The sequence below is a fragment of the Actinomyces sp. oral taxon 897 genome (assembly GCF_002999235.1).
Taxonomy (GTDB): Bacteria; Actinomycetota; Actinomycetes; order Actinomycetales; family Actinomycetaceae; genus Actinomyces.
Map to the genome: position 1 here is coordinate 2720109 of NZ_CP027236.1, position 24322 is coordinate 2744430.

Sequence of the window (24322 nt, forward strand, 5' to 3'; positions counted from 1 at the left end):
GGTTCCCTGCGTACTCTGAACGGGGTGGGTATGGATCCTGCTCCGATCGGGGTGATGCTGAGTGCCCCGGACTCCAAGACGGCTAATAAGGCCTACTGGCAGATCGAGGGACCGGCCTTCTACTCCCGGCAGCTTGAGGAGGCGGCGTTGCCGGTGACGCGGGTGCTGGTGGACGCGGTGTGCAAGGGGGAGTGCACCTACTGGGGGACGGTGTACGCCACGGACGCCCTGGTGGAGATCACCTGTAGTCACACCTCGGCCGGGCGCACCGACCTGCCCGACAGGTGCCGGGCCGTCGTAAGAGCCCACCTGCCCCGCCTCTACCAGATGCTCGAGCAGACAACCGACGACAGGATCCGCTCGCGCCTCATCACCATCGTGTACAACGCCGAGGACGACACCCCCACCAGACGGGCCCTCCTGGAGAGGCTCTCACACCAGGACCTGCCCGGACCGAGCGACAACGCACTGCACTGGAACCTGGTAGAGGAGTACGGAGAGGACAGAAGAACACAGGAACAGAACAGGAAGAAGCACTAGGAGCAGACTTCGGACACCCACCACCAGGCCCGACCCACACCCAAGGACAGGACCTCATATACACTCTTCTAGACGGGAACAAGACCCGGGGAAGGGGCGGTCAGCTGTGGACAGGCCTGAGGACACCGGCTGGGGCCCGGTGGAGTGGGGGGTCGTGGTGAGGTGTCACCAGTGCGGCCTGAATGTGCGTCTGGAGGCCTCGGGCGAGGTCGGCATGCTGGACAGGATGCAGAGTCACGACAGTTACATGCGTCGTAACCCGGAGTACCTGCCGGACGTGGGGGACCGTATCCGGGTACGTCGCATGGAGGCGCGTCCCGGTGGGGAGCTGCGCCTGGTCTCCTTCCAGACCGCGCTCAACGGCTGGTCCGAGCCCGAGGAGGTGGTCCGCAGGCGTATGTACGAGTGGCCTGCCGGTCTGGGAGAAACGGAGCACGGCGTGGTCACGGCCCTGCACGACCGGGGCTTCGACGTCTACCTTCTTGCTTCGGGGGATGTCGGCACGGTCATGTGGTCCCTGGTCGACTTCGACCGCATGTTCTTCTCCACCGACTTCCACCCCCGCACGGGGCAGCCCATCCGGGTCCGCCGCCTCGGGATCTGGCCAGACGGCACCCTCAGACTCAGCCACCGCAAGACCTTCCTTGACATGTCCCTGGACCGCGTCAGAAGACGACATGCCGAGAAACTAGGCGGCATAACCAAGACCAATCAGTCGCCGGAGTAAGTGGTGTCCCAGGGCACGTACTTTAGCGTCCGGCCCCTGAATATAGTACGGACAGGACAAGATCTGGTTACGAACTTTGCTCTGTTGGGGAAGGGGTGAGTTGTTGTGGGTAGGGTTGAGGACATGGGTCTGGGTCCGGTGGAGTGGGGGGTGGTGGTGGCGCACCGTCCGTACGGGCTGGAGGTGCGTCTGGAGGCCTCTGGTGACGTGGGCGTGGTCGACCGGATCCTGGTCGATGACAACAGTTTCCACGCCAACGAGGAGTACTGGCCGGACGCGGGGTCGGGTGGTAAGGCCTCTGACCAGCTTGAGTACGCGGCGTTCTACTCCCGGCAGCTTGAGGAGGCGGCGTTGCCGGTGACGCGGGTGCTGGTGGACGCGGTGTGCAAGGGGGAGTGCACCTACTGGGGGACGGTGTACGCCACGGACGCCCTGGTGGAGATCACCTGCGGTGAGACCCCGCCCGGGGAGGAGCACAGTGACGAGGACCTGGACAGCAGGTGCCGGGCCGTCGTAAGAGCCCGCCTGCCCCGCCTCTACCAAATGCTCGAGCAGGCGACCGACGACAGGATCCGCTCGCACCTCATCACCATCGTGTACAACGTCGAGGACGACACCCCCACCAGACGAGCCCTCCTGGAGAAGCTCTCACACCGCAACCTGGAAGGGGCCAGCGAGCTGGCACTCCAATGGGCCCAGGACGACGAGCAGGAAAGACTGGATCTACCTGGAACGGGACGGCAGGTTTAACAGACACGCTTCCTGCTGAACCCCTAGAAGGGTGCCGTAATGGTACTTACGCTTAGGAAGATGCCATGATTAGCAGCGCTGCCTGGGTCAACGCCTACTCGCGTTGGTTGGAGTCCTTAGTGCCTCTGCGGGTGAGCAGGATTGAGAGTATAGCTGGTTGTTTTATCTGGATGGGGGGCGAGAACTGGAACTTCTCACCGGAGACCCTGGTCCGGGTGCTGGGCGGGGACGGGAGGGTGGTGCTGGGTACCACGGACCTGTGGGACCCCGGGCGCTGGCAGGGGGTGCTCGGTCGCCTGGTCGGCCTGGACGTGGTGGGAGTGACCTGCTACGACGCCACCCCGGTAACCCACCCGGCACCACACCACAGGAGACACGAATGAGTCGGTACATACTCTCAGACTGGAGGAGCGACGACCCCGAGGACCCCTTTATCGTGTTCGTCCAGATCGACGGTGAACGCTACCTGGAGCGGATTATCAATGTCTTCCACGACGGCAGAGTGGAGACAGAGAGTCTCTGGGAAGAGGACCCGATAAACATCTCGCCCCCAGTCCCGGAACTCCAGTCCATAAACGAGGCAGACGAGTTCACCGCCTGCTACACCAGCGCCAGCCTCTTCGAGGGCGTGTGGCAGGAGGCCACCAACACGAGGCGACTCTCCCCGACGTCGATCAACAACCTCATGCAGACCCTCCACAACCCGGACCAGGGGTCCGGAGGCACATAACCCGTTGTAGGATCTGTCGGGGAAGAGGTGATTAGCTGTGGTTAAGCCTGGGAGCGTGAGAATGGGCCCGGTGGAGTGGGGGACGGTGGTGGCGCACTGGCCGTACGGGCTGGACGTGTTCCTGGACTCCTCGGGGGAGGTGGGTACGGTCGGGATAACGTGGGTCAACGACAGTACTATACGGACTAATGAGGAGTACTGGCCGGACGTGGGGGACCGTATCCGGGTGCGTCGTATGGAGGTGCGCCCCAGCGGGGAGCTGCGCCTGACAGCCCAGCAGGCGGCTATCGACTGGTCACCCAAGGAGGTGGTCCGCAGACGCAAGACGGGGTGGCCCTCAGGCCTGAGACTGGCCGAGTGGGGCGTGATCACCGCCGTACACGAGCGGGGCTTTGACGTGCTCCTCCTGGCCTCGGGTGAGACCGGCACGGTCATGCGCTCCCTCATCGAGGCCGACCGGAAGATGTTCAAAACCGACTTCCACCCCAGTGTGGGGCAGCCCATCCGGGTCCGCCGCCTCGGGGTGTGGCCCGACGGAACCCTCAGACTCAGCCACCGCGCCTGCTTCGTAAGAGGGGGCGAGCCGCCCAACCGCACCGACTACGACCCACCACCAGGACCACCACCCCCACCCCCACCAGGCATGGCCATCGGGACAGACATACCACTAGGCGACCCCAGACTCCTCCCCCGCTGGGCAAGACAACAACAGAAACAAGAGAAACAGCAGGAACAGGAACAGACCTGATGCACACCCACTTGCAGAACACAGTGCACCAGGTCAGGTGGTACCTGCCTGCCCTGATCGTACGGACCTAGGGATTTATGCAAGGCATTCTGTCGAGGAGGTTAAGATGGCGAGTCAGGACTTGCGCGAGAGGGTGATCGACGTCGCGGTGAGACTGCTTCAGGGCAACGCGGTCTGCATGAGCGTGGCGTGCCCGTTGAGGCACAGGTAGCCGCGCCCGGTGGTCATGGGCACTGAGGCCCGCCGGGGCACGTTCACCCCCAGCAGGTCGCCGTCGAGGTCGATATTGGGACGCAGCAGGATCCCGCACCGGGAGCGCCGCAGGGTCTTGGTCCAGTGGCTGTACAGGGTCCGGACGTCGTCATTGCGCCCTGCCGCGGCAATACGTAGGTGAGACGGTCCGGAGGCCAGGAGCCCGCTGAGGACGCCGTCAGGGTCCTCCACCCGCTCGGCGTCGTCGACCAGGAGCAGGGCCGGCCCCTCATGGACCGTGATGGCCGAGCTCAGGACGGCCAGCTCCGAGACCTCGGTGACCACCTTGTCCAGCCCCGCCTCAGGGCCGGCCGCGGCCAGGGGCGAGCGGCGTGAGGCGAGCGCCCCCACCCAGATCTCGGCTCCGGCCGCCTGCGCCGCCTGCCGGGCGGAGGCCGCCAGGGCCAGGAGCGTCATGGACTTGCCCGAGCGCGGGGGCCCGGCCACCATGAGGTGCTCGCCCTCGTAGCTCTCCAGCACCGCCGTGGACAGGTCGGAGGCCAGGATCCCCACGGGCAGGCGCCAGGGCTCACCGGACACGTCCCCGGACCCCTCCAGCGCCGCCACTGCCACCTCACTGGGCAGCTCCCCCACCACCGGCCGCTTGGGCTCCGCCCCGACCCAGCGGTCACGCAGCAGGTCCACGGCCTCAGCCAGGGTGCAGGCAGGGGTGGCCACATGCGTCTGGAGCCGGGTGCGTGAGACCACCGCCCGGCCGGGCACCTCCGGGGGGCCCTCAGTGGGCTTGAGCCCGGCCTGGGCGTAGTCGTAGCGGTCCACCAGGTGGAAGAGCCACTTCTGGGTGGTGACCTCCTCGATCGCCGAGGGGATGACCTTGACCCGGGAGGTGCTGACGGCCACGTGGATCCCCAGGTCAGGGCCGTCCGCGTAGACGCGGTAGAAGCTGTCCAGCAGCTCCAGGCCCTCGGTGTCCTGGTACTCGTCGCGCAGGGCCGCCAGGCCGTCCACGAGCACGACCGTCACGCGGCCGGCGGCCCCCGCCCGACGGCGCTCGAGCTCAGCGCGCAGGTAGTTGATAAGACGTCCCTGCCGCTCCCGCCCTCCCGGGCCGGTACCCGCGTAGGCGAGCGTGTGCGGCAGCCTCTCGAGGGCCGTGAGCTCACCGGTGCCCATGTCCAGCACCACCAGGTCCATCTCCTGGGGCGCCCACTGGGTGGTGGCCGCCAGGGCGACGGAGGCCAGGGCCGTCGTCGTCCCGTACCCGGGTACGCCACCCAGGAGGAGGTTGCCCTCAGCCAGGTTCCAGCCCTCCACCACCTGGCGCTGGCGGTCCGGGTCGTCGGAGAGGGCGAACAGGATGCGGTCCCCCTCACGCCCTCCCACCTGCGGGACGGCCCTGCGCGGGTCGTCGGGCACCGGCGACGCCGGGAAGCCCTCTAGATCCACCCGGGGCCCCAGCGGCTCGGGCCACACGGGGCGCGGCGGGGCGATCCCTGCCTGCTCGCTGGCCGCCACAATGGCGTCAATGAGCAGGTCCAGGTCCGTCTCCGGCTCGCCCGGCCCCGGCGCCTGGCCTGGCGTCGGCGCTCCCGCTGGCCCCGGCGCCTGGCTCGGCTCGCCTGGCCCCGGCGCCTGGCTCGGCACCTCCACCGGCCCTGGCACCTGGCTCGGCTCGCCTGGCCTCGGCTCGCCCGGCGCGGCGACCAGTACCCGCCCGTCCTCGTCCCGCAGGGTGACCGGGGCCCGGTCGTCCTCCTGGAGGGCGCCGGTGACCAGGGCCGTCTGGACGGGGGTGATGTCGTCCTGGCCGAGCTTGATCAGGGCCCGCCCCTTCTGGTGGCGTCCGATCGCGGCGGCGTCGGGCACGTCAATGACGTTGGAGGAGTCCTCACGGCTCTGGACGCGCAGGGCCACCCGCAGGTTCGTGTTGGCCAGGATGTCGTCGTTGACCACGCCCGCGGGCCGCTGGGTGGCCAGCACCATGTGGACCCCCAGGGTGCGTCCCACGGCGGCCACGCTCACCAGGGAGGAGAGCACGTCAGGGTACTCCTTGGCGAGCATCGCGAACTCGTCAACCACCAGCAGCAGGCGCGGCACGGGCTCGGAGGGGCTGGTGGCCAGGTAGGCGTCCAGGTTGTCCACGCCGTCGCCCGCGGACGCGAAGAGCCGCTGGCGGTAGGTCATCTCGGCCTCCAGGGCGCGCAGGGCCCGGTCGGCCATCTGGGCGTCGAGGTTGGAGATGGTGCCGATCGTGTGGGGCAGGCGCTCACAGGTCTTGAACGCCGCCCCGCCCTTGAAGTCAATGAGGATGAAGGTCAGGCGCGTGGGGTCGTTGCGTGCGGCCAGCCCGGCCACCAGGGAGCGGAGGAACTCGCTCTTGCCCGACCCCGTGGTCCCGCCCACCAGGCCGTGGGGGCCGTCACGTACGACGTCGAGCTCCATGACACCCCGCTCCCCCACGCCGATGGGGGTGGAGACCCCCGGGCTGCCCCACAGGCGCCGCACCTGGGAGGCGGTGACCTCCTCCAGCCCCAGGAGGGGGCCGAGCCGGACCAGGCCGGGCAGGGAGGCGCCGGGGACCTCCAGCTCAGGATCCTCCAGGCGGGCCAGGGCGCGGGCGGCCTGCTCCGCCTCCGCCACGCTGGCCCCGCACAGGGCCACGTCCTCCACTCGCTCACGCCTCTGGGGGTGCTCCAGGACCCCGGTGGAGTCCTCGCCGACCTCGATGACGGTGGTGCAGGCGGCGGGCAGGTGCTCGCGCACGGCCGCGACCACGATGCCGCTGACCCGCCGCGGCACGTGGTCACGTGAGGGGCTGGCCGCGCGCCCCCGGCCCAGCAGGGCGCGGGCGGGGGAGTCCCGGCCCTCGGTGAGCACGTCGGAGTCCAGCAGCAGGAGCACGTGGGGCGTGGGCAGGGACTCCACGCCGTCGCGCAGCCGACCCAGGAGGGAGTCGCTGACGGTCCGCTGCCCTCCCAGCCAGCGACCGGCCTCGGGGCCCAGGCGGCGGGTGTGGGGCAGCCAGGAGGCCCACTCCCACTCCTGGGCCCGACCGGGGTCGTGGAAGACGCCCACGGTCAGGTCGGCGGGACCGCAGTGGGTGGCCGCCTGGACAAGGAGGCTGCGGGCCAGGGCGACCGCCCCGGCCCGGTCCCCCACGATCCCCACCACGCCGGCCCCCGTGAGGTCCACCTGGGCGGGGGCGCCGGGCACCGAGGCGCGCGCCAGCAGCGCGGACACCTCGTCCTCCTGACGCTGGCCGGGGCGGGCGTCCACCTCCGGGACCCAGTGGACGTCGGCCGTGCCCGCGGTCAGCAGGAGCACGTCGGGATCCTCGGCACGCCGCTGCCACAGGGTGGTGGTCGGCACCAGCGCACGGCGGCGCATGAGCTGGACGTCGGGGGTGTCGGCCCGCATGACCAGGCGACGGGCCCTGGCGGCCCCCAGGAGGTCCTTGGTGAGGGTCTCCAGGCCCGTGGCGAAGGCGGCGTCGGCCTCCTTGACCTCCTGGGCGCGGCGACGGCGCTGCTCCGCCCAGGTCCCCACGGCCAGCAGGGGGCTCATGAGGGAGACCAGGGCGTAGCGCAGGTCGCGCATCATAATGATCATGACCAGTGCCAGGGCCAGGGGCGCCAGGACCGTGATGAGGGAGAACTTGGTGGCCGGCGGGATGCTCTTGCGCTGGGGGAGGGCCAGGGGGCGGGGCGGGGCCGGACGCCCGGGGCGGGGTGGGCGGTTGAAGGGGACGGTGCCGGCGGCGGTGACGTTGTGGAGGCTGCCCGGGCGAGGCGCGGCCGGTTCTGCCACGTCCTTGCGCACCGCCACCGTGCACCCGCCCACGCGCACGACGGCGTCGTCGCTCAGCACGGTCCCCTCGGCGTCCAGGGGCGTGCCGTCCACCGTGGACCCGTTGGTGGAGTCCCGGTCCTCAAGACGCAGGCCCTCCTCCTCCAGGGTGGCGGTGGCGTGGAGCCAGGAGGCGCTGGGTGAGTCCGTCGTCAGGTCCGCCCGGGGGGAGCGGCCGATGCTGACCGGCTCCCCCGGGGCGGGCGCGCAGTGGCCCTGCGTGCCAGTGCCGCCCAGGACGGTCAGGGTCCAGCCCTCCAGGAGCTCCAGCGCCTGCGGTCGCTTAGAGCCGATGGTGCTGCCCTCCATGAGGGTCAGGGACTCCAGGGGCGCGTCCAGCTCGTAGGAGGCGTCGTCCACCCACAACGGGCCCCTCAGGTCGTGGACGGGGCCGTAGGCGGCGTCCAGGAGGTCCGCGAGCGTCGCGGCCTCGGTGTGGTCAACCAGGTCCACGGTGCGGGGGTTGTCGAACAGGGTCAGGACAAGACGCACTCAACGACTCCTTACACTCACGTACACGGTCTGTTTGGTCGCTTTCCCTACCCTTTAGGTGTGAACCAGTACAGGAGCGGGTGGGCCTTTGAGGTGGCGCGCAGGCCCGGGTCCTGGTTCGTGGAGACCAGGGTGACCACCGCGTCGGTGGACAGCGCCACGTAGCCGGTCAGGTCCAGGTCCCCTCCGGCCAGGCCGTCACCGTGGTCCAGGCGGAGGGTGGCCAGGGCCCTGCCCACGGCGGCCGGGTCCGTGCTCCCGGCCTGTGCGGCGGCCCGCACCAGGGCCACGACGGCGTCGTGACTGGCCACGTCCGCGCCTCCCGCCGCGGCGTCGCCGAAGGGCTGCCCGTCCAGGATGTCCACGGCGGCCGGGTCCTCGCTCATAATGCGCACGGCGGCGAGGTAGGCGGACAGGGCGGCGCCGTCCTCAGTGGGGGTCAGGGCGCTGGGGTCGTGGTCCGCGACGCCCACGGTGGTCAGCGGGGTCGACAGGCTCCCGCCCGCCTCGGCCAGGGCCGCGGGGAAGGCGGGGCTGAGTGCCTCGGGGGTCAGCACGATCGGGAGCGTGGTCCCGGTGCCCTGGAGGGCGTGGACCACGGTGGCCTGGGCGTGGGCGGGACCGGAGACGAGCACGGCGTCAACGGCCTGGCTGCTGGCCGCCGCGGTGACCGCTGCGACCAGCTCGGCGGTGTCCTGCCCGTCGGTGTAGGTCAGCACCTGCGCCGGTGCCACCTCGGTGGGGTTGGCGCCACCGGCGTCAATGAGCAGGGGCGCGGCGGAGCCGACGTCCTTGAGGGCCTTGGCCAGGGCGATCGCCGTCCGGTTGCGGGTCAGGCCGGTCAGCCAGGCCCCGCTGCCGCCGGCGACCAGCTCGTTGGAGGTCTCGTAGGGCATGAGCACGGGGACCGAGTGGCTGGCCGCGGCGCTCAGGGCGGCCTGGACGTGGCTGCCGCCGGTGGCCAGGACAATGCCGGAGACGGACTGCGCCGCGAGCTGCTCGACGGCGGCCTGCGCGCCCTCCGCGGTACCGTGGTCGTCGGCGGTCACCAGGGTCACGGTGGTCCCGCCGAGCCGGTAGCGGTAGGCGGCCACGGCGGCGCCCTGGGCCGGGCCCACCCAGGTGGAGCCCTCCGCCTCCGGGGCGCCGGGGCTGACCACGACCCCCAGGGTGATGGTCGCCGGGGCGCCGTCGGCGACCAGCTCCACCGGGGTGGGGGCGGCCGGCGTTCCCACCCCGGACGTGGCGCCCGGGACGGGGGAGGCGGAGGCGACGGCAGACCCCGGGGCGGCTGGCGTGGGGCTGCTCGCGGGGCCGGCGGAGCAGCCCGCGACCACTAGGAGGGCGGGGGTCAGGGCGCCTACCAGCACCGTCCTGACGCGGCGGGTGCCCGCCGGGCGGGCTGCGGGAAGCTCGTGGCTCGTGCCAGGAAGCTGGTGGCCCGTGCCGTGAAGCCCGAGCTGACGTACGCGGTCCCGGGCAACCCGGTGCTGACGACGGCCCGCGCCGGGAAGCCCGGGCAGTGCCCGGAGGACGGCGTCCTGGATACTCACTGGTGGTCTCCGATGCGGATGCTGTACAGGGTCGTGACCCGGCCGGTGGGGTCCTCAATGTGGAAGGGGCTCATCCGGGCCTGGGCGATCAGGCTGGCCTTGACCTGTGCCTGCGTCAGCAGGGCGGCCGCCAGGTCCTGCCCCCTGACGGCGGCGTGGGCGGAGCTGGCCTGCGCGGCGAGGGCCACCTGGTAGTTGGCGCTGCCCACCAGGGCGGAGGAGGAGGACATGAGCCCGATGAGGCCGGTCCCGTTGCCGTCCTTGCTGCCCAGGTCGGTCAGGACCGTGGTGAGGTCCGCGCTCAGCAGGGTGCGGGCCGCCTCAATGTCGGTGACCGAGGAGGTCATGGCGTCGGACATGGTGCTCAGGCTCGCCTGGGCCTGGTCGTGCACGTGGGCGGCGGCCTGTGCGGCGGCCGTCTGTACCTGGGCGTTCTGGCCGGTGACCACCTGGGCGCCGGTGTCCGTGATCGCCTTGGCCTGCCCGCCCAGGGCGCTCGTGGACCGCTCGAACATGCTGCCCAGGGTCGCCGTGTCCAGCTGGGCCTGGGCGGACACCAGGCGGACCTGGGTGCCCACGGTGGTGCGGGCGGCGTCGGCGCTGGCGGCGGCGGAGTCGAAGGCGGTGGTCACGGTGGTGGACAGGGTGTCCTGCTGGGTCTTGAGGGCGCTGACGGCGCTGGTCAGGGTGGTGCGGTCGGTCGTGAGCTGGCTGACGCTGGTGCTCAAGGTGCTCAGCGCCGTCGTCAGGCTCACGGCGTCGGGGTCGTCCGGGTCCCCCGACAGGGCCTTCTTGGCCTGGCTGACGGCGTTCGTCACGTCGGTCACGGCGGTGCGCAGGCTGGTGACGGCCGTGGCGGTGGCGGCGCCCTCGGTCTTGGTGTCCGACAGGGTCGAGGCGTCGGCCAGGGTCGTGGCCTGGCTGGTGAGGGTGTCGCTCAGGGTAGCGGTGGCGTCTGCCGGCAGGGGCAGGCTGGCCTGCGCCGAGCCGGGGCAGGGGGTGCTGGTGAGGTAGGCGCGCATGGTGTTGGCGTGCTCCAGGTTGGCCGCCTCGGTGGCGCCGGGGACCTGCGCGTGGCACAGCTGGTCCGCCAGGGCGGTCACCTGACCCGTAGCGGTGGTGTTGTGGGTGGTGGCGTTGGCGACGTCGGAGTGGACGGCGTCGAGCTTGGACACCAGGGTGTCGACCTGGGTCGAGAGCGTGGAGGCGGCGGTGGACAGGGTGTCCAGGTCGGTGGACAAGGTGGTGGAGGAGGTGGTCAGGTTCGCGGCGGCCTGGGAGACCGTGTCCACGGTGGTGGACAGGGTGGTGGCCGCGCTGCCCACGTTGCTGGCGACCTCGGGCTGGAGGCTGGCGGCGGCGTCGCTCCCCTTCTGGCGCAGGTCCTGGGCGACGGAGGCCAGGGCCGTCTGGGTGGAGAACAGGGCGCAGGTGGTGGAGGTCTGGCCCACACAGGTGGTGGCGTCCGGCTCGGCGGGGCCTATGGAGGCCAGGAGGCTGGACTGGATCTGTGTCTTGCAGTCGTCGGTGGCACCGGCGTAGGCCTGGAGCTGGGCGGAGACCTGGGCGAGGCTGCCGTACAGGCCCCGGGAGGCGACGGCGGAGGCCGGGGCGGCGGGTGTGGCGGTGGCGCCCGGCGACGCGGTGTCCCCACCGCCGGCGTCCGGGGTGGGGCCGGGCAGGGCGGCCTGGCACCCGGTGCCCTCCAGGGTGGGGGCCGGGACCTGCTGGGTGGTGTCGCCCATGAGCGCCGACACGGTGTTGACCACCTGGAGCAGCTGGGCGGTGGAGGTTGACTCCGTGGACGCCAGGGAGCTGCTCAGGGAGGAGCGGAGGGAGGACAGCGTGGAGCCCACGGACCTCATGGTGCTGGTCAGGGCGGCGCTGGAGGAGGCCAGGTCCGCGGCGGTGGTGCTGGCCAGCGTGGTGGCGTTGGTGTCGAGGTTGGTACGGACCTTGGTGACAATGGCGTTGGCGTTCGCCAGCACCCCGTTGACCTGGCCCAGGACCTCGATGGTGGTGCTGGTCTGGGCCAGGGCGGAGCCGGGGTCGGTGCGGAAGGCGCTGTCCAGGAGGGACTGGACGGAGGGGTCGGTGACCAGGCCGGGGTAGACGGCCATGCTGATCTCCGGGACCGTCAGGTTAGTGGCGTCCATCACTAGCCGCAGGTAGGCGGTGGCGCCCAGGCGGGGCGGGGCCATGAGCATGGCCCACTGGACCTGGGCGGTGCCGTCGGGGCCCTGGCTCAGGACGCCGTTGGTGGTCTGGGCCGGGTCGTCGGCGGCGGTAATGACCTGCTGGGGTGCAGCGCCCAGCGAGGTCGAGGCCACCAGGGTCAGGGGGACGCCGACCAGGGCGGTCTGGGTGCGGGCGGTCCCGGCGACGTCGTAGGTCAGGGACTGGGGGCTCACGGTCAGGTTCTCGACGGTGACGTCAATGGTGACCCGGCCGGTGTAGCCGGCCAGGTCCGCCAGGTTGGTGCCCGAGGAGTCCTGGGTGCGGTAGGCGGTGCGCACGCGCACGGGCAGGTCGGCGGCCGCCTTGGAGGGGTCGTAGGAGTGCCTGTCGCCGGAGCTCCCGTCGCTGGCGACCGTGGTGCTGGTGATGGAGGTGACCGTGCCGTCCTGGCCCACCTGGACCTGGACGGTCTGGAGGGTGCGGAGCTCCTCGGCGTGGGTGGGGGCGGAGACCAGGGAGGAGACCACGGCCAGGACGCCGACCAGGACCGTTGCGACGACGCCGGGGTGCCGACGGGGCCAGCGGGCCGCGGTGCGCAGGGTCCCCGGGAGCCGGGAGGGGGTCAGGGCGCCCGGCAGGGAGAGGAGCGGGCGCAGCCCGGACGCCGCGCGGGCACGCAGCCGGGAGGGTGCCAGGCGCAGCCGGTGCCGGCTGCACCACCGGGGCCGGTGGACGTGGATCACGGGATCTCCTTCAGACGCTGGGTGACGTCGGTGGTCTGGTCATCCTAGGCACACACCACCCCGACAGGTGTGAGTCATTACATAACCGGGTTGGTCCCGTGGGGCCGTGGCGCCGGGGCCGCCGACGGCGTCTCCCGGCTGACAGGGCTTCTGACCTGCGGAGACGGTGTGCGCCCAGCGGCGCGCCCTGCGTGTTTGCGTATCGGGTCACAACCAGGTCACGGCGCGTCGGGGGCGGCTCACCTACTACACCTACCTGCCCGGCAGGGTGACCGTGGTCGCCGACGAGGACGGCACCCGTGCCAATACCTGGGTCCACGACGACCGGGGCCGCCTGGTCCGCGTGACGGACAGCGACGGCAGGTCGCAGAGGTCGGGCTGGGACCGGTGGGGCAACCAGGTCATGGTGGTGGAACGCGACGGTGGCCGCACTGCGCGTCTCTTTGACGACCGGGGTCGTCTCACCCTGGAGCAGGGCCCCACCGGCGCGCGTGCCGAGTCCGTGTGGGACGAGCGGGACAGGCTCACCCAGGTCCGGCTCACGCCCGCCGCCCGGTCGGGCAGGACGGGAGGGCCCCAGGACGCCCGGGGCCGGGACGCCGTGAGCGTCACCCGCTACGAGTACGAGGGCGAGGACCGCAACCCGAGCGTCATCACCGACCCCGAGGGCGGGGTCACCCGCCTGTGGTGGGACGGCTCCCTCCTGACCCGGCTGGAGGACCCCACCGGGGTCACCGTGAGCCTGGCCTATGACGCCCACGGCGACCTGACGAGCGTGACGGACGCCGCCGGAGGGGTGCACCGCCTGGTCCGGGACGCGGCCGGGCGCATTGTCTCCGCCGTCACGCCCCTGGGGCACACCACCTCCTTCCGTTACGACGACTCCGGCCTGTGCGTGTCCCGCACCGACCCCGAGGGCGGGGTGTGGCGCATGGAGTACACAGCGGCAGGGCGCCTGGCCGCCCGCGTGGACCCCCTGGGCGGGCGCACCGAGGTCACCTACGACTCCGCGGGCCAGGAGGCCTGCACCGTTGACGAGCTGGGGCGTGAGCTGCGTCAGACCTGGGACGACCTGGGGAACCTGGCCAGCGTCACCCTCCCGGACGGCTCCCACTGGGACCTGGGGCACGACGCGCTCTCACGCCTGACCAGCGTGCGTGACGCGAGCGGGGGCCGGTGGAGCATCCGGTACGACTCCCAGGGGCGGATCCGCTCCACCACGGACGCCGTGGGCACCACCCGTCACGTCACCCGGGAGGAGGGCGGTGCTCCGAGCCTCCTGAGCGACCCGCTCGGGGCCTGGGAGTCCACCTACGACGGCCTGGGGCGGCCGGTCGGGGTGCGCACCCCCGCCGGCACGGGTGAGGACGTCACCTACGACCGGTGCGGCCGGGTCCTGACCGCCACTGACGTGACCGGGGCCACGACGTCGTACGCCTATGACGCCGCCGGGCGCCTCACCCGCGTGAGGCTGCCGGGTGGGGACTCCTACGGCTATGAGTACGATGAGCTGGGACGCTGGTGCACCACGGTCTCCACGGCGGGGGCCCGCTACGAGGTCTCCTACGACGCCGACTCCCGTCTCACCGGTGAGCGCTGGCCCACCGGTGAGCGCTGGCCCACCGGTGAGCGCGTCACCACGGAGTTCGACGCCTGCGGCCGGCCCGTCTGCCGGCGGGAGCCCGGTGCGGGGACGCGCCACCTCACCTACGACAGGGCGGGGCGGGTGGTGCGCACCCAGGACACCCAGTTCGGGACGCGCCGCTTCCGCTACGACGCCGCGGGCCAGCTCGTCGGGGTCGTCAACGCCCTGGGGGGCCTGACCACCCTGGAGTACGACGGCAACGGGCGCGTGGTGGCCCAGGTGGATCCGGCGGGCGGGGTGACCCGCTACGAGCACGACGGCATGGGGCGGGTCGTCTCGGTCACGGACCCGCTGGGGCGCGTCACCCGCCTGACCTACGACGCCGCCGGGCGCCTCACCCGCCGCCTGGAGCCCACCGGTGAGGCGGTCCTGTGGGAGCGCGACCCGGCCGGGCGCGTGGTCTCCGAGGTCCTGGCCACCGCAGGCGGCTCGCGGAGGACCCGCCGGAGCGTGCTCTACGACGTGGCCGGGCGCCAGGTGAGCGTGAGCTCCGGGCCTGCTCCCGGTGCTGGCGAGGACGGCCCCGCGGCCGGTACCACGCGGCAGGTGTGGGACGCCCGCGGCTTCCTGACCGAGTCCTGGGTGGGGACCGAGCGCACCACCTGGACCTATGACGAGGCTGGGCGCCGCACCTCCATGACCCGCCCCGACGGCGTGGGCACCACCTACGAGTACGACGCCGAGTGGCGGCTCGCCGCCCTGGTCACTGACGCCGGCGCAGGGGCCGGCGCGGGCCGTGTCAGCGTGGAGCGGGACCTCATCGGCCGACCGGTGAGCGCGCACGCCCCCGGCCTGTACATCTCCTGGACCTGGGAGGACGGCTACCTGGCCCGGGAGGAGACCCGGCGCGAGGGCGCCAGGAGCGTCACCGTCTTCGAGCGCGACGACCAGGGGCGGGTGCTCGCCCGGACCACGAACGGGGTGACCACGCGCTTCGGCTACGACGCCGCCGGCCAGCTCACGCACCTGGTGGGACCTGACGGGGTAGGTACCACCTACACGTGGGACGCCGCCGGACGCCTGCTGAGGGAGACCAGCACCGGGGCGGACGGGCTCGGCTCCTCCACGGTGGAGTACACCTACGACGCCGCTGACCAGCTGGTGACCAGGACGGACGCCCTGGGCACCACTCGCTACACCTACGACCTCCTGGGGCGTCGCACCCGGGAGGAGGGGCCCGCCGGTGAGCGCCGCTACTCGTGGAACACCGACGGCGAGCTGACCCGCGTGGTGCGCGTGCACCGTGAGGGGGACCGACGGCGGGCCGAGCGGGCCTGGGACATTGAGCGCGACGCCTCCGGCACCGTGACGAGCGTGGGTGAGGTGCCCCTGACCTGGGACGCCGCCAGCGGGGCCACCGCGCCGGTCATGGTGGGCGCCCTGAGCCTGGACACCACCTCCGGGGTGAGCATGACCAGCGGGCCCGCCGGTGCCGGGGCGCGGGCGTGGCCCACCTGGTCGGCGTGGGACGTGCCCGCGGAGGGGGCTGGCACAGGGACTGGCGCGGAGGGGATGGCGCCGGACCCGGGCCGTCAGGGGGCGGGCTGTCAGGGGGCGGGCTGTCAGGGGCCGGGGGCCGGGCCGCTCAGATTGGTGACCCCTGGGCCCAGGTCGGGGCCGCCTCCCTGGGGGAGGACCTGGTCCTGGAGACCAGCGGCGCCCTGGGCCTGGACGGCCTGAGCCTCATGGACGCGCGTGTCTACGACACGGCGACCCGCTCCTTCCTCACCACGGACCCGCTCCTGGCCCCGCCCGGGGCGGCCTGGGGGCCGAACCCCTACTCCTTCGCCGGTAACGACCCGGTCAACCTCGCCGACCCCACGGGGATGGCACCGGTGTCCGACGAGCAGCTGCGGGCCTACAACCAGGCGCACTCGGGGATGCTGGCCAGCGCCTGGGACGCGGCGACGTCCTGGGTGGCGGACAACTGGCAGTACGTTGCCGCCGCCGCGGTGGTGGTCGCGGGCGTGGCGATGGTGGCCACCGGGGTGGGCGCCGGGGTCGGGGCCAGCATCCTGGTGGGCGCCGCCAGCTCAGGGGTGTTCTCAGCAGGCTCCCAGTACATCACCACGGGCCACATTGACTGGCGCCAGGTGGCCCTGGACACCGCCATCGGCGGTGCCAGCGGGGCCGCGGGCGGGGGAGCGGCGGCGGGACTGACCCGGGCGACGGCGCGCACCTCCATGTCCTGCATGGGACGCAATATCCTGGTGGGTGCCGCCGAGGAGGCTGCCGACAACGGCGTGTCCAACGCGTTGAACTACCTGACGGGACCGGGGCCGCACACGCTGGGTGGCCTGGCCTCGAGCACCGGTGAGGGCCTGCTGGAGGGAACCATCTCCGGCGGTGCCGGCGGGGCCCTGGCCAAGGTGACGGGCACCAGCGACATTGGCTGCTTTGTCGCCGGCACGCCCGTGGTGATGGCGGACGGCAGCCGCAAGCCCATTGAGCAGGTGACCGTCGGTGAGGAGGTGCTGGCCCACAACCCGGCGACCGGCTCCGAGGAGCCCCGCGTGGTGGTGGAGGCCCTGGTCCACGAGGAGGTGGGGACCTGGCGGGTCTCCACCAGCGACGGCGGCAGCGTCACCACCACCGCCACCCACCCCTTCCTGGTGGAGGACGGGGGCTGGGTGGCGGCCCGGGACCTGCGCCCGGGGGACCGGCTCCACCAGGCCACTTCGGGTGCAGGCGGTACCCCTGAGGAGCGTGGCACTCCGGGGGCGGCTGCCTCGGACGGCGCCCCGGACGTGGCCGCCTCGGACGGCGCCACGGTAACCGTGGTCTCAGTGGTCCCCACCGGGCAGGAGGCCACCGTCCACAACCTGCACGTCGCCGGGCTCCACAGCTACTATGTGGTCACCACCAGCGGCATTCCCGTCGCCGTCCACAACAAGTGCACGGATCCAAGGAAGGAGATTGAGGAAATCGCTCAGGAGGAGGCCAAGAGGGGGCGCAAGGCGCTGCTATCGACGCTCACGGTAGACCAGCAAGAGGCTGCTAAAAAGAAGTCATGGCTTGAGGACGTCTTTACCGGTCATGCTGTACATAATCGAACTAACAAGGTTCTCCAGAATCGTTATCCTGGGGAGTTTGAGTACAATCCCAGTAATGGTGTTGACTTTAAGCACGTAGATCCGGACACCAAGGTCGTGACCAGGATCGAGTTGACTACCTCGGGGCAGGTAGAAAAGCATATCGCGCGAGGTGGAGAATACGAGACAGCGCAGTACGCGACGTACGAACTGCCTCGACCTGGTACGTAGCGATAGTGGCGGATAGTAGTTCGCGAGAATATGTCTTTAGGAGGTCTTGGTATGAGGGGTGTGAGGCGGAGGAGTGCTGAGGAGATGGCGCTTCTTGAGGGATTGAGGGTGAGTGAGAATGGTTTTGGTCCGAATCGGAAGCCTCATGGGTTTGCGGCTAAGCTAAGGGTGTGTGGTGCTGACTGGTCTCGGCTGGATCTGGACAACTTTGGTGTGTGGGACTGCGTGTTCGAGGGGTGTGACTTCAGTGACTCCCAGGTCAAGGTGTTCCACATGGGGGAGGGGATGGTGTTCTCTGAGTACCGGGGTTGTGACTTCAGTGGGCTGCGGGGGGCGAATGTGGCTTCGGGGAGGGGTCGTTTCGTGGGGTGCTCGTTCCGTGGGGCGCGTCTCAGGGGTTTCAATGCGGATAGTATGAGCATGGTAGACTGTGACTTTACCGGGGCGGTGGTCAGGAGCTGTGTGTTCTGGGGTGCGCCGCTGGTCATGGACCTGGAGAGGGACCCGAGTCTGCCTGTTGCCAATGAGTTCAAGGGTAATGACTTCTCCGGTGCCGACCTGGTGTCGTGCTCGTTCCGTCGTGGTGTGGACCTGGACGCGCAGAAGCTCCCCGAGGCCGACTACTACGCCCGTGTCCGTCACGCGCCGGCCGCTCTTGAGCGCGGCCGGGAGCTGGTGGCATCCTGGAACGGACTCGACGACCAGGAATCTGGGCGGCGTGCTTTAAATGCAATTGCGCGAGATATTGAAGTAGATCAGCTGGACCAGTTTCTTGATGTTCGTAGGTGCAAGTTCACTGACCCTGATCGCTGGCAGCAGCTCAAGCAGGTCCTCGAGCAGGCCTAGACAGCCCTCGTACCTTAGCCCCCTGGAGGATTACGGCATGGAAGACAAGACAGACCTCCTGATTCAGATTGCTCCACCGCCACCGCACTCTCATATTAGTACGGCAGAATCCGAGGACATTGTCACCTGGCCGCAGGATCTTATTCATCTCTATAGCGTCTACGGGCAAGGCTCCTTCGATATCTTCCTGTCTGTCCTGGGCAGGACAGACGAAAACCCAAACCTCAGTTCTACGGTGGAGACGCACCTATTCTTGGAAATCCTGGAGCAGGTTGCCTCTTACGATGACTCAGTCATTCCGCTCCTTAAGGCCATTCGCTCCGTAGAAGCCTGGGCGGTGTGGGGAGGCACCGATAACGGCGACTGCTGCTTGTAGTTGGCTCCCACGGGGGACCTTCCGGAGCGTGTAGTCTATGTAGACAGTAAGTGCACCGAGTGGTCCTTCCACGAGATGAGTGTCACCAGCTTCCTGTACAGTCTGCTCACTCGTACTGTCGATTGCCCTGTCCTCGTGTCCGGGGAGGGCTTCCCTACTTGTTATGCTGATATTCAGGGCGTCAGCAGGATCCTGGGGCGTGCTGTGTCCACTACCGAGCACTTCTTCCTCACGCCCGAGGACTCCGTCAAGATCTCTGAAAACTGGAATGATATTGGCCCCGAATGGAGGAGAGCCTAATCATGGAGGTCGGAAGCGGTCTGCCGTACCTCACGATCCGTCAGGCCCACTGTCTTTGGGAAGGCAGCATCCCTGACGGCGCCGGTACGGCCGACCTGGGTGCCAGACCACTACCTTTAGGGAGGCGGCACCTCGAGAAGCCGGTGTGCCTGAGGTAAGGAAGGGGCGTCCCGGATGGGTGGCACTCTGGTAGCCCTAGCCTGAGCGGTAACCGCAGGTCAGAGGACGGATCTGTCTGTCGCCTGTGCGTCGTCGGGCTTGCGGTGGGAGGGCGGTGGAGGGGGACAGCCAGACCACAACCTCTGTACGCCGTCGGGCACCACGGTTATTATGTGACCACTACCGCCGACGTCCTCCAGACGCTTGCATCTGTACTCGATTCAAAGACTATGAAACATATTTTATGCTACTTTAATGATTGCTAGACCGGGCAACGATCGGGGAAAGAGTTCGCTCGAGAGGTTCCTAGGCGACGATGGTGGGCTCGTTAAGAAGCTCTTTAAGAGTTTTAACGGTGTTCCATGAGATATTAATGGGGGCGAGGTCATGGCGTACTCTACAGGAGAGCTACTCGGGTCGATCAAGGCGCGAGGACCTGCGAGCCGGGCTCACATTATGCCGACGGCGGTCACCCAGTACCTAGAGCCGCTTAGACGGGCGATGTGAGTGGCTCTTTCATCTGCTGGTTCAGCATTTGTGGCAGGACTACTCAGCCCGCAGGTGCGGGAAAGGCTGGCGGAACGTGTCAGCCAACTTCCTCTTGAACGCCTACCACACTTCACGTGCGCGACGGCCTTCACCATGCTCACCCGCTTAGGGGCGTACCTGGGTTCGTGGGAGACCCGAGAAGCGTAGGAGGTGCCACGGACGACTCAGTAAGGTGGCTCCTGGACGTGCGGCACGCCCAAACAGAATGTATAATAATGATGTCAGGTTCGGAAGAAGGACGACACAGGGAGGATTGGTCATGGAAGGGACCGGGCTGAAGAGCGTCAAGGAGATGGCGGCGATCAGGGGCCTGAGGGTGAGGGAGAACAACTTCCCGGACATGGATCGAGAGATCCTTGGCTCCGCTGGCAGGGTAAAGGCGGTTGGCGCTGACTGGTCCCGGCTGGATCTGGACAAGTTCAGCGTGTGGAAAAGCGTCTTCGAGGGCTGTGACTTCAGTGGCTCTCGGATCGGCCTGTTCGGCATAGGCGGAGGCGCGTCCTTCTCCGAGTACCGAGGCTGTAACTTTAACGGCCTGAGGGGCGCGATGATGGCATCGGGAAGGGCCCACTTCGTGGGCTGCTCATTTCGGGGTGCGCACATTAAGGGAATTAACTCGAGCACAATGAGCCTGGTGGACTGCGATTTCTCCGGGGCAGTGCTCAAGGACTGCGTGTTCTGGGGGTCCCCACTGAGGAGCGACCTCAAGAACGGCTCGACCCTGCCTGCCGTCAACGAGTTCAGGGGCAACGACTTCTCCACTGCCGACCTGGTCTCCTGCTCCTTCCGTTACGGCGTCGATCTGGACGCGCAGAGGCTGCCGGAGGCCGACTACTACGCCCGTGTGCGTCATGCGCCTACTGCCCTTGAGCATGGTCGGGAAGTGGTGAAGTCATGGGCCGGGCTCGTCGAGTGCAGGGTCGGTGAGCGTATCCTGGACGCAATTGAGAGAGAGATACAGACATATCAGTTCGACCAGTTCTTCGACAGTCGTCCGTACGAGTTCACAGACATTAGCCTCTGGCAGCACCTTAAGAAGGTCCTCGAGCAGGCGTAAGCGCCCTCGTCTTCGATTTATTGACGACGGTGAGGACGTCATTGGGGCTCGCTGGGTGGAGTTGACTCCGGGTATGTTTCTAGGAGGTCTTGCTCGTGGTGGCGCGTGTTCGTCGTGACTGGTCTGCTGTGAGGTCTGACGTGATTGAGTGCGTGGTGGCTGCTGAGGGGCTGTCGCCCCGGGGTGTGGCCAGCGTGCTGGAGCTCGTGGGGCCGGGGGAGCTCGAGCTGGCGGTGGACCAGTTCCTGCGGTGCACGGGGTGGAGGCCGGACGAGCCCCTGCTGGGCAGGCTGCTGGGCCTGGCCCGGGAGCTGGGCGTCGACACCGAGAAATACCTCAGGCGCTGGGACGAGAGGGAGGCCTCGGGGGAGCCGCGTGGGGAGGGGTGGTGGGACCCGCTGGCCTGTCGTAACGAGAGACTCCCCCTGGACTGGTCGCAGGAGGAGGTCGACGCCTACGTGTCCGGGATGCTGGAGGACCCGCGGGCCTCCCGCTACCTGCTCACCGGCACCCTCGGCAGGCCCTGTGCCAGGAACGGCACGCCCGTGCTGTGCTGGGTCAGCGCCTACCCGCCCGGGGTGTGCGTCGTGGCGGAGCTGGCCACAGGCCGGGTCGTCAGCCGCAACCAGGTGGTCGTCGACACCTCCCCGACCGGCACGCGACTACGTAACCAGCTCCTCAGGGTCGTCGACAACCCCGACCTGCCCGTATTCGACTTCGCCGGGGTCCTGGACCTCATCTCAATGGGCGAGTGGGCCCTCGCCCTGAGAGTGCTCTGCACCCAGGTGTGCGAGACGGGCACGCACCTCACCCCCACCAACCTCGCCAACATCCAACAGGCAGGCCACACGCTCAACATTGACACCACCACCCTCCTACAAAAGAACCCGCCAGACGTCATGAGTAAATGTAGTGCTATAGTTACGGGATTGAGGCGGAGAGTGAAGATGCTGCGTCGCAGCGGGAGGGCAGGGGATCAAAATGCGGGCTGTTGACGAGATCCTGTCAAGGCTTGTAGAACTCCTGTCGCAAGAGGGCGAGACATACTATGCGCGCGTGCTGGAGATCCGTAGGCTCCAGTTCGTCAAGGCCCCTGGCGAGGCCGAGCGCAGGGACGTGGCGATTGACATACTGAGGATGTACGGAGGCATGGGGAGCTTCAATGACCTCGTCCTGCAGGACGGTGTGCGGACGCCGTCAGGCAGCAACCGCAGGCTGAACTCCCTGAGGAATGCCCTGTACGAGGCTGCCAGCAAGCTCGCAACGACACGGTAGCGGATTCAGGTGCGTGTTATTTGCGCGCTCCGGTCTGGGGGCTGCGCGCCGCTGGTGTCAACGGCGTCAAGGCCGCCGTCTACCAGCCGCCTTCCGGGAGACCTTGACGGTTGTCGCGGGTCAGACCCGACTCGGCGTCGTGCCCGTGCTCTGTGAGAACTGGACGGTATTGGCACCGACCGCGCCCTGAGCCGGGAGCTGCGTGCCCTATCCTGTGCCGTACGGTATCCTTCAGGGGTCGGAGTAGCCGTACCCTTAGGAGGTCCAGGACAGTTATGCTACCCCCTGTCCCCGACGATATTCCTGCGCGCCAGGTGCGCGCGCTCTACGATGATGACACGATCACGGTCTACCAGGCGTACTCGTCCAGTATCGCTGAACCGGCCCTGCGTGCGGGTCGATTCGTGCCACCTTTTAGCCGTACCAGAATGACGTGGATCAAGCCGTCGTTCCTGTGGATGATGTACCGCAGCGGTTGGGCCACCAAACCCGGGCAGGAGCAGGTGCTCGCTATCCGCCTGCTGCGCTCAGGATTTGACGAGGCCCTGGCCAGTGCGTGCCTGAGCAGTTTCGACCCCGCCGTGTACCCCACCTACGAGGCCTGGCGCTCGGCCAAGACCACCAGCCCGGTCCGGGTCCAGTGGGATCCCGAGCGTAATGTCCGCTCCTCCCCCCTGCGGCACCGGTCGATCCAGGTGGGGATCGGCCCGCGCATGGTCCCCAGCTACGTCGATGACTGGATTGTCGATATTACTGACGTGACAGACCTGGTCAGCGAGCTGCGTGGCTCTGAGCGCATCGACCTCAGCCGCCTGCCCCGCGAGGCCCCCTACCCTCTGGTCGCTGCGACCGCCGTCCGGCTCGGCGCCTCCAGCGCGGTACCCACCTCTGGGCCCGGGAACGACTGACCCGCTCGAGCGCCACTGTGTCGCCGCCCAGGCACCCACCTCTGAGCCTGGGAACGACTGAGGCACGCGACCAGCATGACCTGGACCACGCGCTACCCGCCTCTGGGCCCGGGAACGGCTGTCCCAATAGAGGCCCCGGTTCCTCCGCCGGGTCCGGGCCAGGCGACGCGGGCGAGCGGGCCGCTTCCCTCGTGCTGGCAGGCGAGCTGAGCGGGGCGGGGGCCAGCCGGACGCGGTGGCGGCTCGGGCCTGCGGACGTGCGGCCGGGTACAGGAGCTGGGCTGGAGGAGTTGGGCTGGGTGCCTGCTTCACCGGCCTCGGGCCCGCGGACGTGCGGCCAGGTAGGTGGGCACAGGTGCGGGGACCGGGGACCGATGAGATCCAGATAGACGGGCCTGCAGGCGCGGTGAGGTAATAGGAAGACCTTATCGGTCGACCGCGTTCAATCGTGAGCTTTCAAACTTTGGTGAGTTCTGAGTGTCTTAGGAGTTGTTTTTTCGCACGGAGTGCGCGATGGCTTTGGGTGCTTGACGAGCCTTCGTGTTGCGGGCGAGTTCAATGGGTGTACAAAGTGACCTCATCGTTATTTTGTTCGAGTTTCATAACAATATGATGACAAATGCGGTGGTTTATTGCCGTCGCGGTGTACCAGGGTGTATCCCAGGGGTGTTGTTCCGCTCCCGTCACCTAAGGATCCCACCGTGTCCGCTCCCCAGTCCGTCTCACCGCGTCGCCGCAGTAGGCTGCTGTCCGCCAGTAGCTGGTTCGTCGCCCTTGCCCTCGTCCTGACGCCGGCACTTGCCGGGTGCGACCAGGCGTCGGCCAAGAAGACCGCGTCGTCGGAAGCCACCACCGCCCAGACCACGATCGAGGTGCCTGACGTCGTCGGCCTGAAGGGCGACGCCGCCGTCGACGCCCTTGAGAAGGCCGGTCTCACCGAGGACCCCACCTTCAAGGACGTTGACGGCAAGGAGTCCGTGTGGAAGAAGAGCAACTGGTCCGTGACAGCCCAGGACCCCGCGGCTGGTGAGCAGGTTGCGGCAGACCGGGAGATCACCCTGACGGTCACCCACGACTCCGCCCACGCGGAGGCGTCAGCCAAGGCCTCGGCATCTGCTGCGGCCGCTGCGGAGGCGTCAGCGTCTGCTGCGGCAGCTGCGGAGGCGGCGGAGAAGGCGGCGCAGGAGAAGGCGGCCCAGGAGGCGCAGCAGGCCGAGGAAGCAGCGCAGGAGCAGGCGCAGGAACCGGAGGAGCCAGCACAGCCTGCGCAGAAGCCGCAGGCCTACTACAGGAACTGTGCCGAGGCAAAGGCCGCAGGTGCGGCCCCGTTGTACCAGGGCGACCCAGGTTACCGTTCTGCTCTGGACCGCGACCATGACGGGGTTGCCTGCGAGAAGTGAGCGCGCCGCCCGCGGGCCCTGCGG

General features: G+C 69.0%; 18 protein-coding genes. 15 read left to right on the forward strand and 3 right to left on the reverse strand.

The window, feature by feature from the left end; genetic code table 11:
• Positions 1 to 30 precede the first annotated feature (30 nt).
• From C3V41_RS10730 to C3V41_RS10755, 6 genes are all read left to right on the forward strand, one after another.
• Complete coding sequence (locus C3V41_RS10730; protein ID WP_129591585.1) at positions 31 to 540, forward strand: hypothetical protein; 510 nt, start codon at positions 31 to 33, stop codon at positions 538 to 540.
• Positions 541 to 646: 106 nt separating this feature from the next.
• The gene (locus C3V41_RS10735) at positions 647 to 1267 is read left to right on the forward strand and encodes a hypothetical protein (protein ID WP_106110251.1); all 621 of its coding nucleotides are present in this window, start codon (positions 647 to 649) and stop codon (positions 1265 to 1267) included.
• A gap of 123 nt (positions 1268 to 1390) precedes the next feature.
• Positions 1391 to 2017, forward strand: coding sequence for a hypothetical protein (locus C3V41_RS10740; RefSeq protein ID WP_129591586.1), 627 nt, complete (start codon positions 1391 to 1393; stop codon positions 2015 to 2017).
• A 65-nt stretch (positions 2018 to 2082) separates the two neighbouring features.
• Positions 2083 to 2400: a hypothetical protein gene (locus C3V41_RS10745; RefSeq protein ID WP_129591587.1), complete on the forward strand. Its 318-nt coding sequence runs from the start codon at positions 2083 to 2085 to the stop codon at positions 2398 to 2400.
• On the forward strand, positions 2397 to 2747 hold the full coding sequence (locus C3V41_RS10750) for a DUF6881 domain-containing protein (RefSeq protein WP_106110254.1): 351 nt from the start codon (positions 2397 to 2399) through the stop codon (positions 2745 to 2747). Before C3V41_RS10745 ends, C3V41_RS10750 begins: the two co-directional genes overlap by 4 nt.
• A 55-nt stretch (positions 2748 to 2802) precedes the next feature.
• On the forward strand, positions 2803 to 3495 hold the full coding sequence (locus C3V41_RS10755) for a hypothetical protein (protein WP_129591588.1): 693 nt from the start codon (positions 2803 to 2805) through the stop codon (positions 3493 to 3495).
• 159 nt (positions 3496 to 3654) lie between these two features.
• Here C3V41_RS10755 and C3V41_RS14285 read toward each other — a convergent pair whose 3' ends face one another.
• From C3V41_RS14285 to C3V41_RS13215, 3 genes are read right to left on the reverse strand one after another with little or no spacing between them, the layout of a single operon-like run.
• Positions 3655 to 8046 carry an FtsK/SpoIIIE domain-containing protein gene (locus C3V41_RS14285; protein ID WP_217350937.1) on the reverse strand — a complete coding sequence of 1464 codons (4392 nt, stop codon included), beginning with the start codon at positions 8044 to 8046 and terminating at the stop codon, positions 3655 to 3657.
• Positions 8047 to 8093: 47 nt separating this feature from the next.
• The gene (locus tag C3V41_RS10765) at positions 8094 to 9599 is read right to left on the reverse strand and encodes an ABC transporter substrate-binding protein (protein ID WP_129591589.1); all 1506 of its coding nucleotides are present in this window, start codon (positions 9597 to 9599) and stop codon (positions 8094 to 8096) included.
• Complete coding sequence (locus C3V41_RS13215) at positions 9596 to 12520, reverse strand: hypothetical protein (RefSeq protein WP_165271639.1); 2925 nt, start codon at positions 12518 to 12520, stop codon at positions 9596 to 9598. The genes C3V41_RS10765 and C3V41_RS13215 overlap by 4 nt, the downstream gene beginning before the upstream one ends.
• A gap of 166 nt (positions 12521 to 12686) precedes the next feature.
• Between C3V41_RS13215 and C3V41_RS10775 the strand changes: the two genes are divergently transcribed.
• The 9 genes from C3V41_RS10775 to C3V41_RS13440 all read left to right on the forward strand — a co-directional run bounded on the left by C3V41_RS10775 (position 12687) and on the right by C3V41_RS13440 (position 24298).
• Positions 12687 to 15845 (forward strand): RHS repeat protein, encoded by a 3159-nt coding sequence (locus tag C3V41_RS10775; protein ID WP_106110257.1) that lies wholly within the window; start codon positions 12687 to 12689, stop codon positions 15843 to 15845.
• Positions 15846 to 15850: 5 nt separating this feature from the next.
• Complete coding sequence (locus C3V41_RS10780) at positions 15851 to 17428, forward strand: polymorphic toxin-type HINT domain-containing protein (protein WP_106110258.1); 1578 nt, start codon at positions 15851 to 15853, stop codon at positions 17426 to 17428.
• A 285-nt stretch (positions 17429 to 17713) separates the two neighbouring features.
• Positions 17714 to 18274 (forward strand): pentapeptide repeat-containing protein, encoded by a 561-nt coding sequence (locus C3V41_RS14000; RefSeq protein WP_299050197.1) that lies wholly within the window; start codon positions 17714 to 17716, stop codon positions 18272 to 18274.
• A 37-nt stretch (positions 18275 to 18311) separates the two neighbouring features.
• A complete protein-coding gene (locus C3V41_RS10790; protein WP_106110260.1) occupies positions 18312 to 18650 on the forward strand; it encodes a hypothetical protein in 339 nt (112 codons plus the stop codon).
• Between the two features lie 1267 nt (positions 18651 to 19917).
• Positions 19918 to 20715 (forward strand): pentapeptide repeat-containing protein, encoded by a 798-nt coding sequence (locus C3V41_RS10795; protein WP_165271641.1) that lies wholly within the window; start codon positions 19918 to 19920, stop codon positions 20713 to 20715.
• A gap of 128 nt (positions 20716 to 20843) precedes the next feature.
• Complete coding sequence (locus C3V41_RS10800; RefSeq protein ID WP_129591591.1) at positions 20844 to 21710, forward strand: hypothetical protein; 867 nt, start codon at positions 20844 to 20846, stop codon at positions 21708 to 21710.
• A gap of 61 nt (positions 21711 to 21771) precedes the next feature.
• Positions 21772 to 21990, forward strand: a complete 219-nt coding sequence (locus tag C3V41_RS10805) for a DUF6966 domain-containing protein (RefSeq protein WP_129591592.1) — start codon at positions 21772 to 21774, stop codon at positions 21988 to 21990.
• Positions 21991 to 22265: 275 nt separating this feature from the next.
• On the forward strand, positions 22266 to 22898 hold the full coding sequence (locus tag C3V41_RS10810) for a DUF4291 domain-containing protein (RefSeq protein ID WP_106110264.1): 633 nt from the start codon (positions 22266 to 22268) through the stop codon (positions 22896 to 22898).
• Between the two features lie 701 nt (positions 22899 to 23599).
• Positions 23600 to 24298: an excalibur calcium-binding domain-containing protein gene (locus tag C3V41_RS13440; RefSeq protein WP_217350938.1), complete on the forward strand. Its 699-nt coding sequence runs from the start codon at positions 23600 to 23602 to the stop codon at positions 24296 to 24298.
• Positions 24299 to 24322 lie beyond the last annotated feature (24 nt).

Excerpts from the sequence above, each read along its gene's own strand:
- C3V41_RS10730 (WP_129591585.1), top strand. The coding sequence starts at position 31 with ATGGATCCTGCTCCGATCGGGGTGATGCTGAGTGCCCCGGACTCCAAG.
- C3V41_RS10780 (WP_106110258.1), top strand. The coding sequence starts at position 15,851 with ATGGACGCGCGTGTCTACGACACGGCGACCCGCTCCTTCCTCACCACG.
- C3V41_RS10795 (WP_165271641.1), top strand. The coding sequence starts at position 19,918 with ATGGAAGGGACCGGGCTGAAGAGCGTCAAGGAGATGGCGGCGATCAGG.
- C3V41_RS10790 (WP_106110260.1), top strand. The coding sequence starts at position 18,312 with ATGGAAGACAAGACAGACCTCCTGATTCAGATTGCTCCACCGCCACCG.
- C3V41_RS10810 (WP_106110264.1), top strand. The coding sequence starts at position 22,266 with ATGCTACCCCCTGTCCCCGACGATATTCCTGCGCGCCAGGTGCGCGCG.
- C3V41_RS10740 (WP_129591586.1), top strand. The coding sequence starts at position 1,391 with ATGGGTCTGGGTCCGGTGGAGTGGGGGGTGGTGGTGGCGCACCGTCCG.
- C3V41_RS10750 (WP_106110254.1), top strand. The coding sequence starts at position 2,397 with ATGAGTCGGTACATACTCTCAGACTGGAGGAGCGACGACCCCGAGGAC.
- C3V41_RS14000 (WP_299050197.1), top strand. The coding sequence starts at position 17,714 with ATGGTGTTCTCTGAGTACCGGGGTTGTGACTTCAGTGGGCTGCGGGGG.
- C3V41_RS10745 (WP_129591587.1), top strand. The coding sequence starts at position 2,083 with ATGATTAGCAGCGCTGCCTGGGTCAACGCCTACTCGCGTTGGTTGGAG.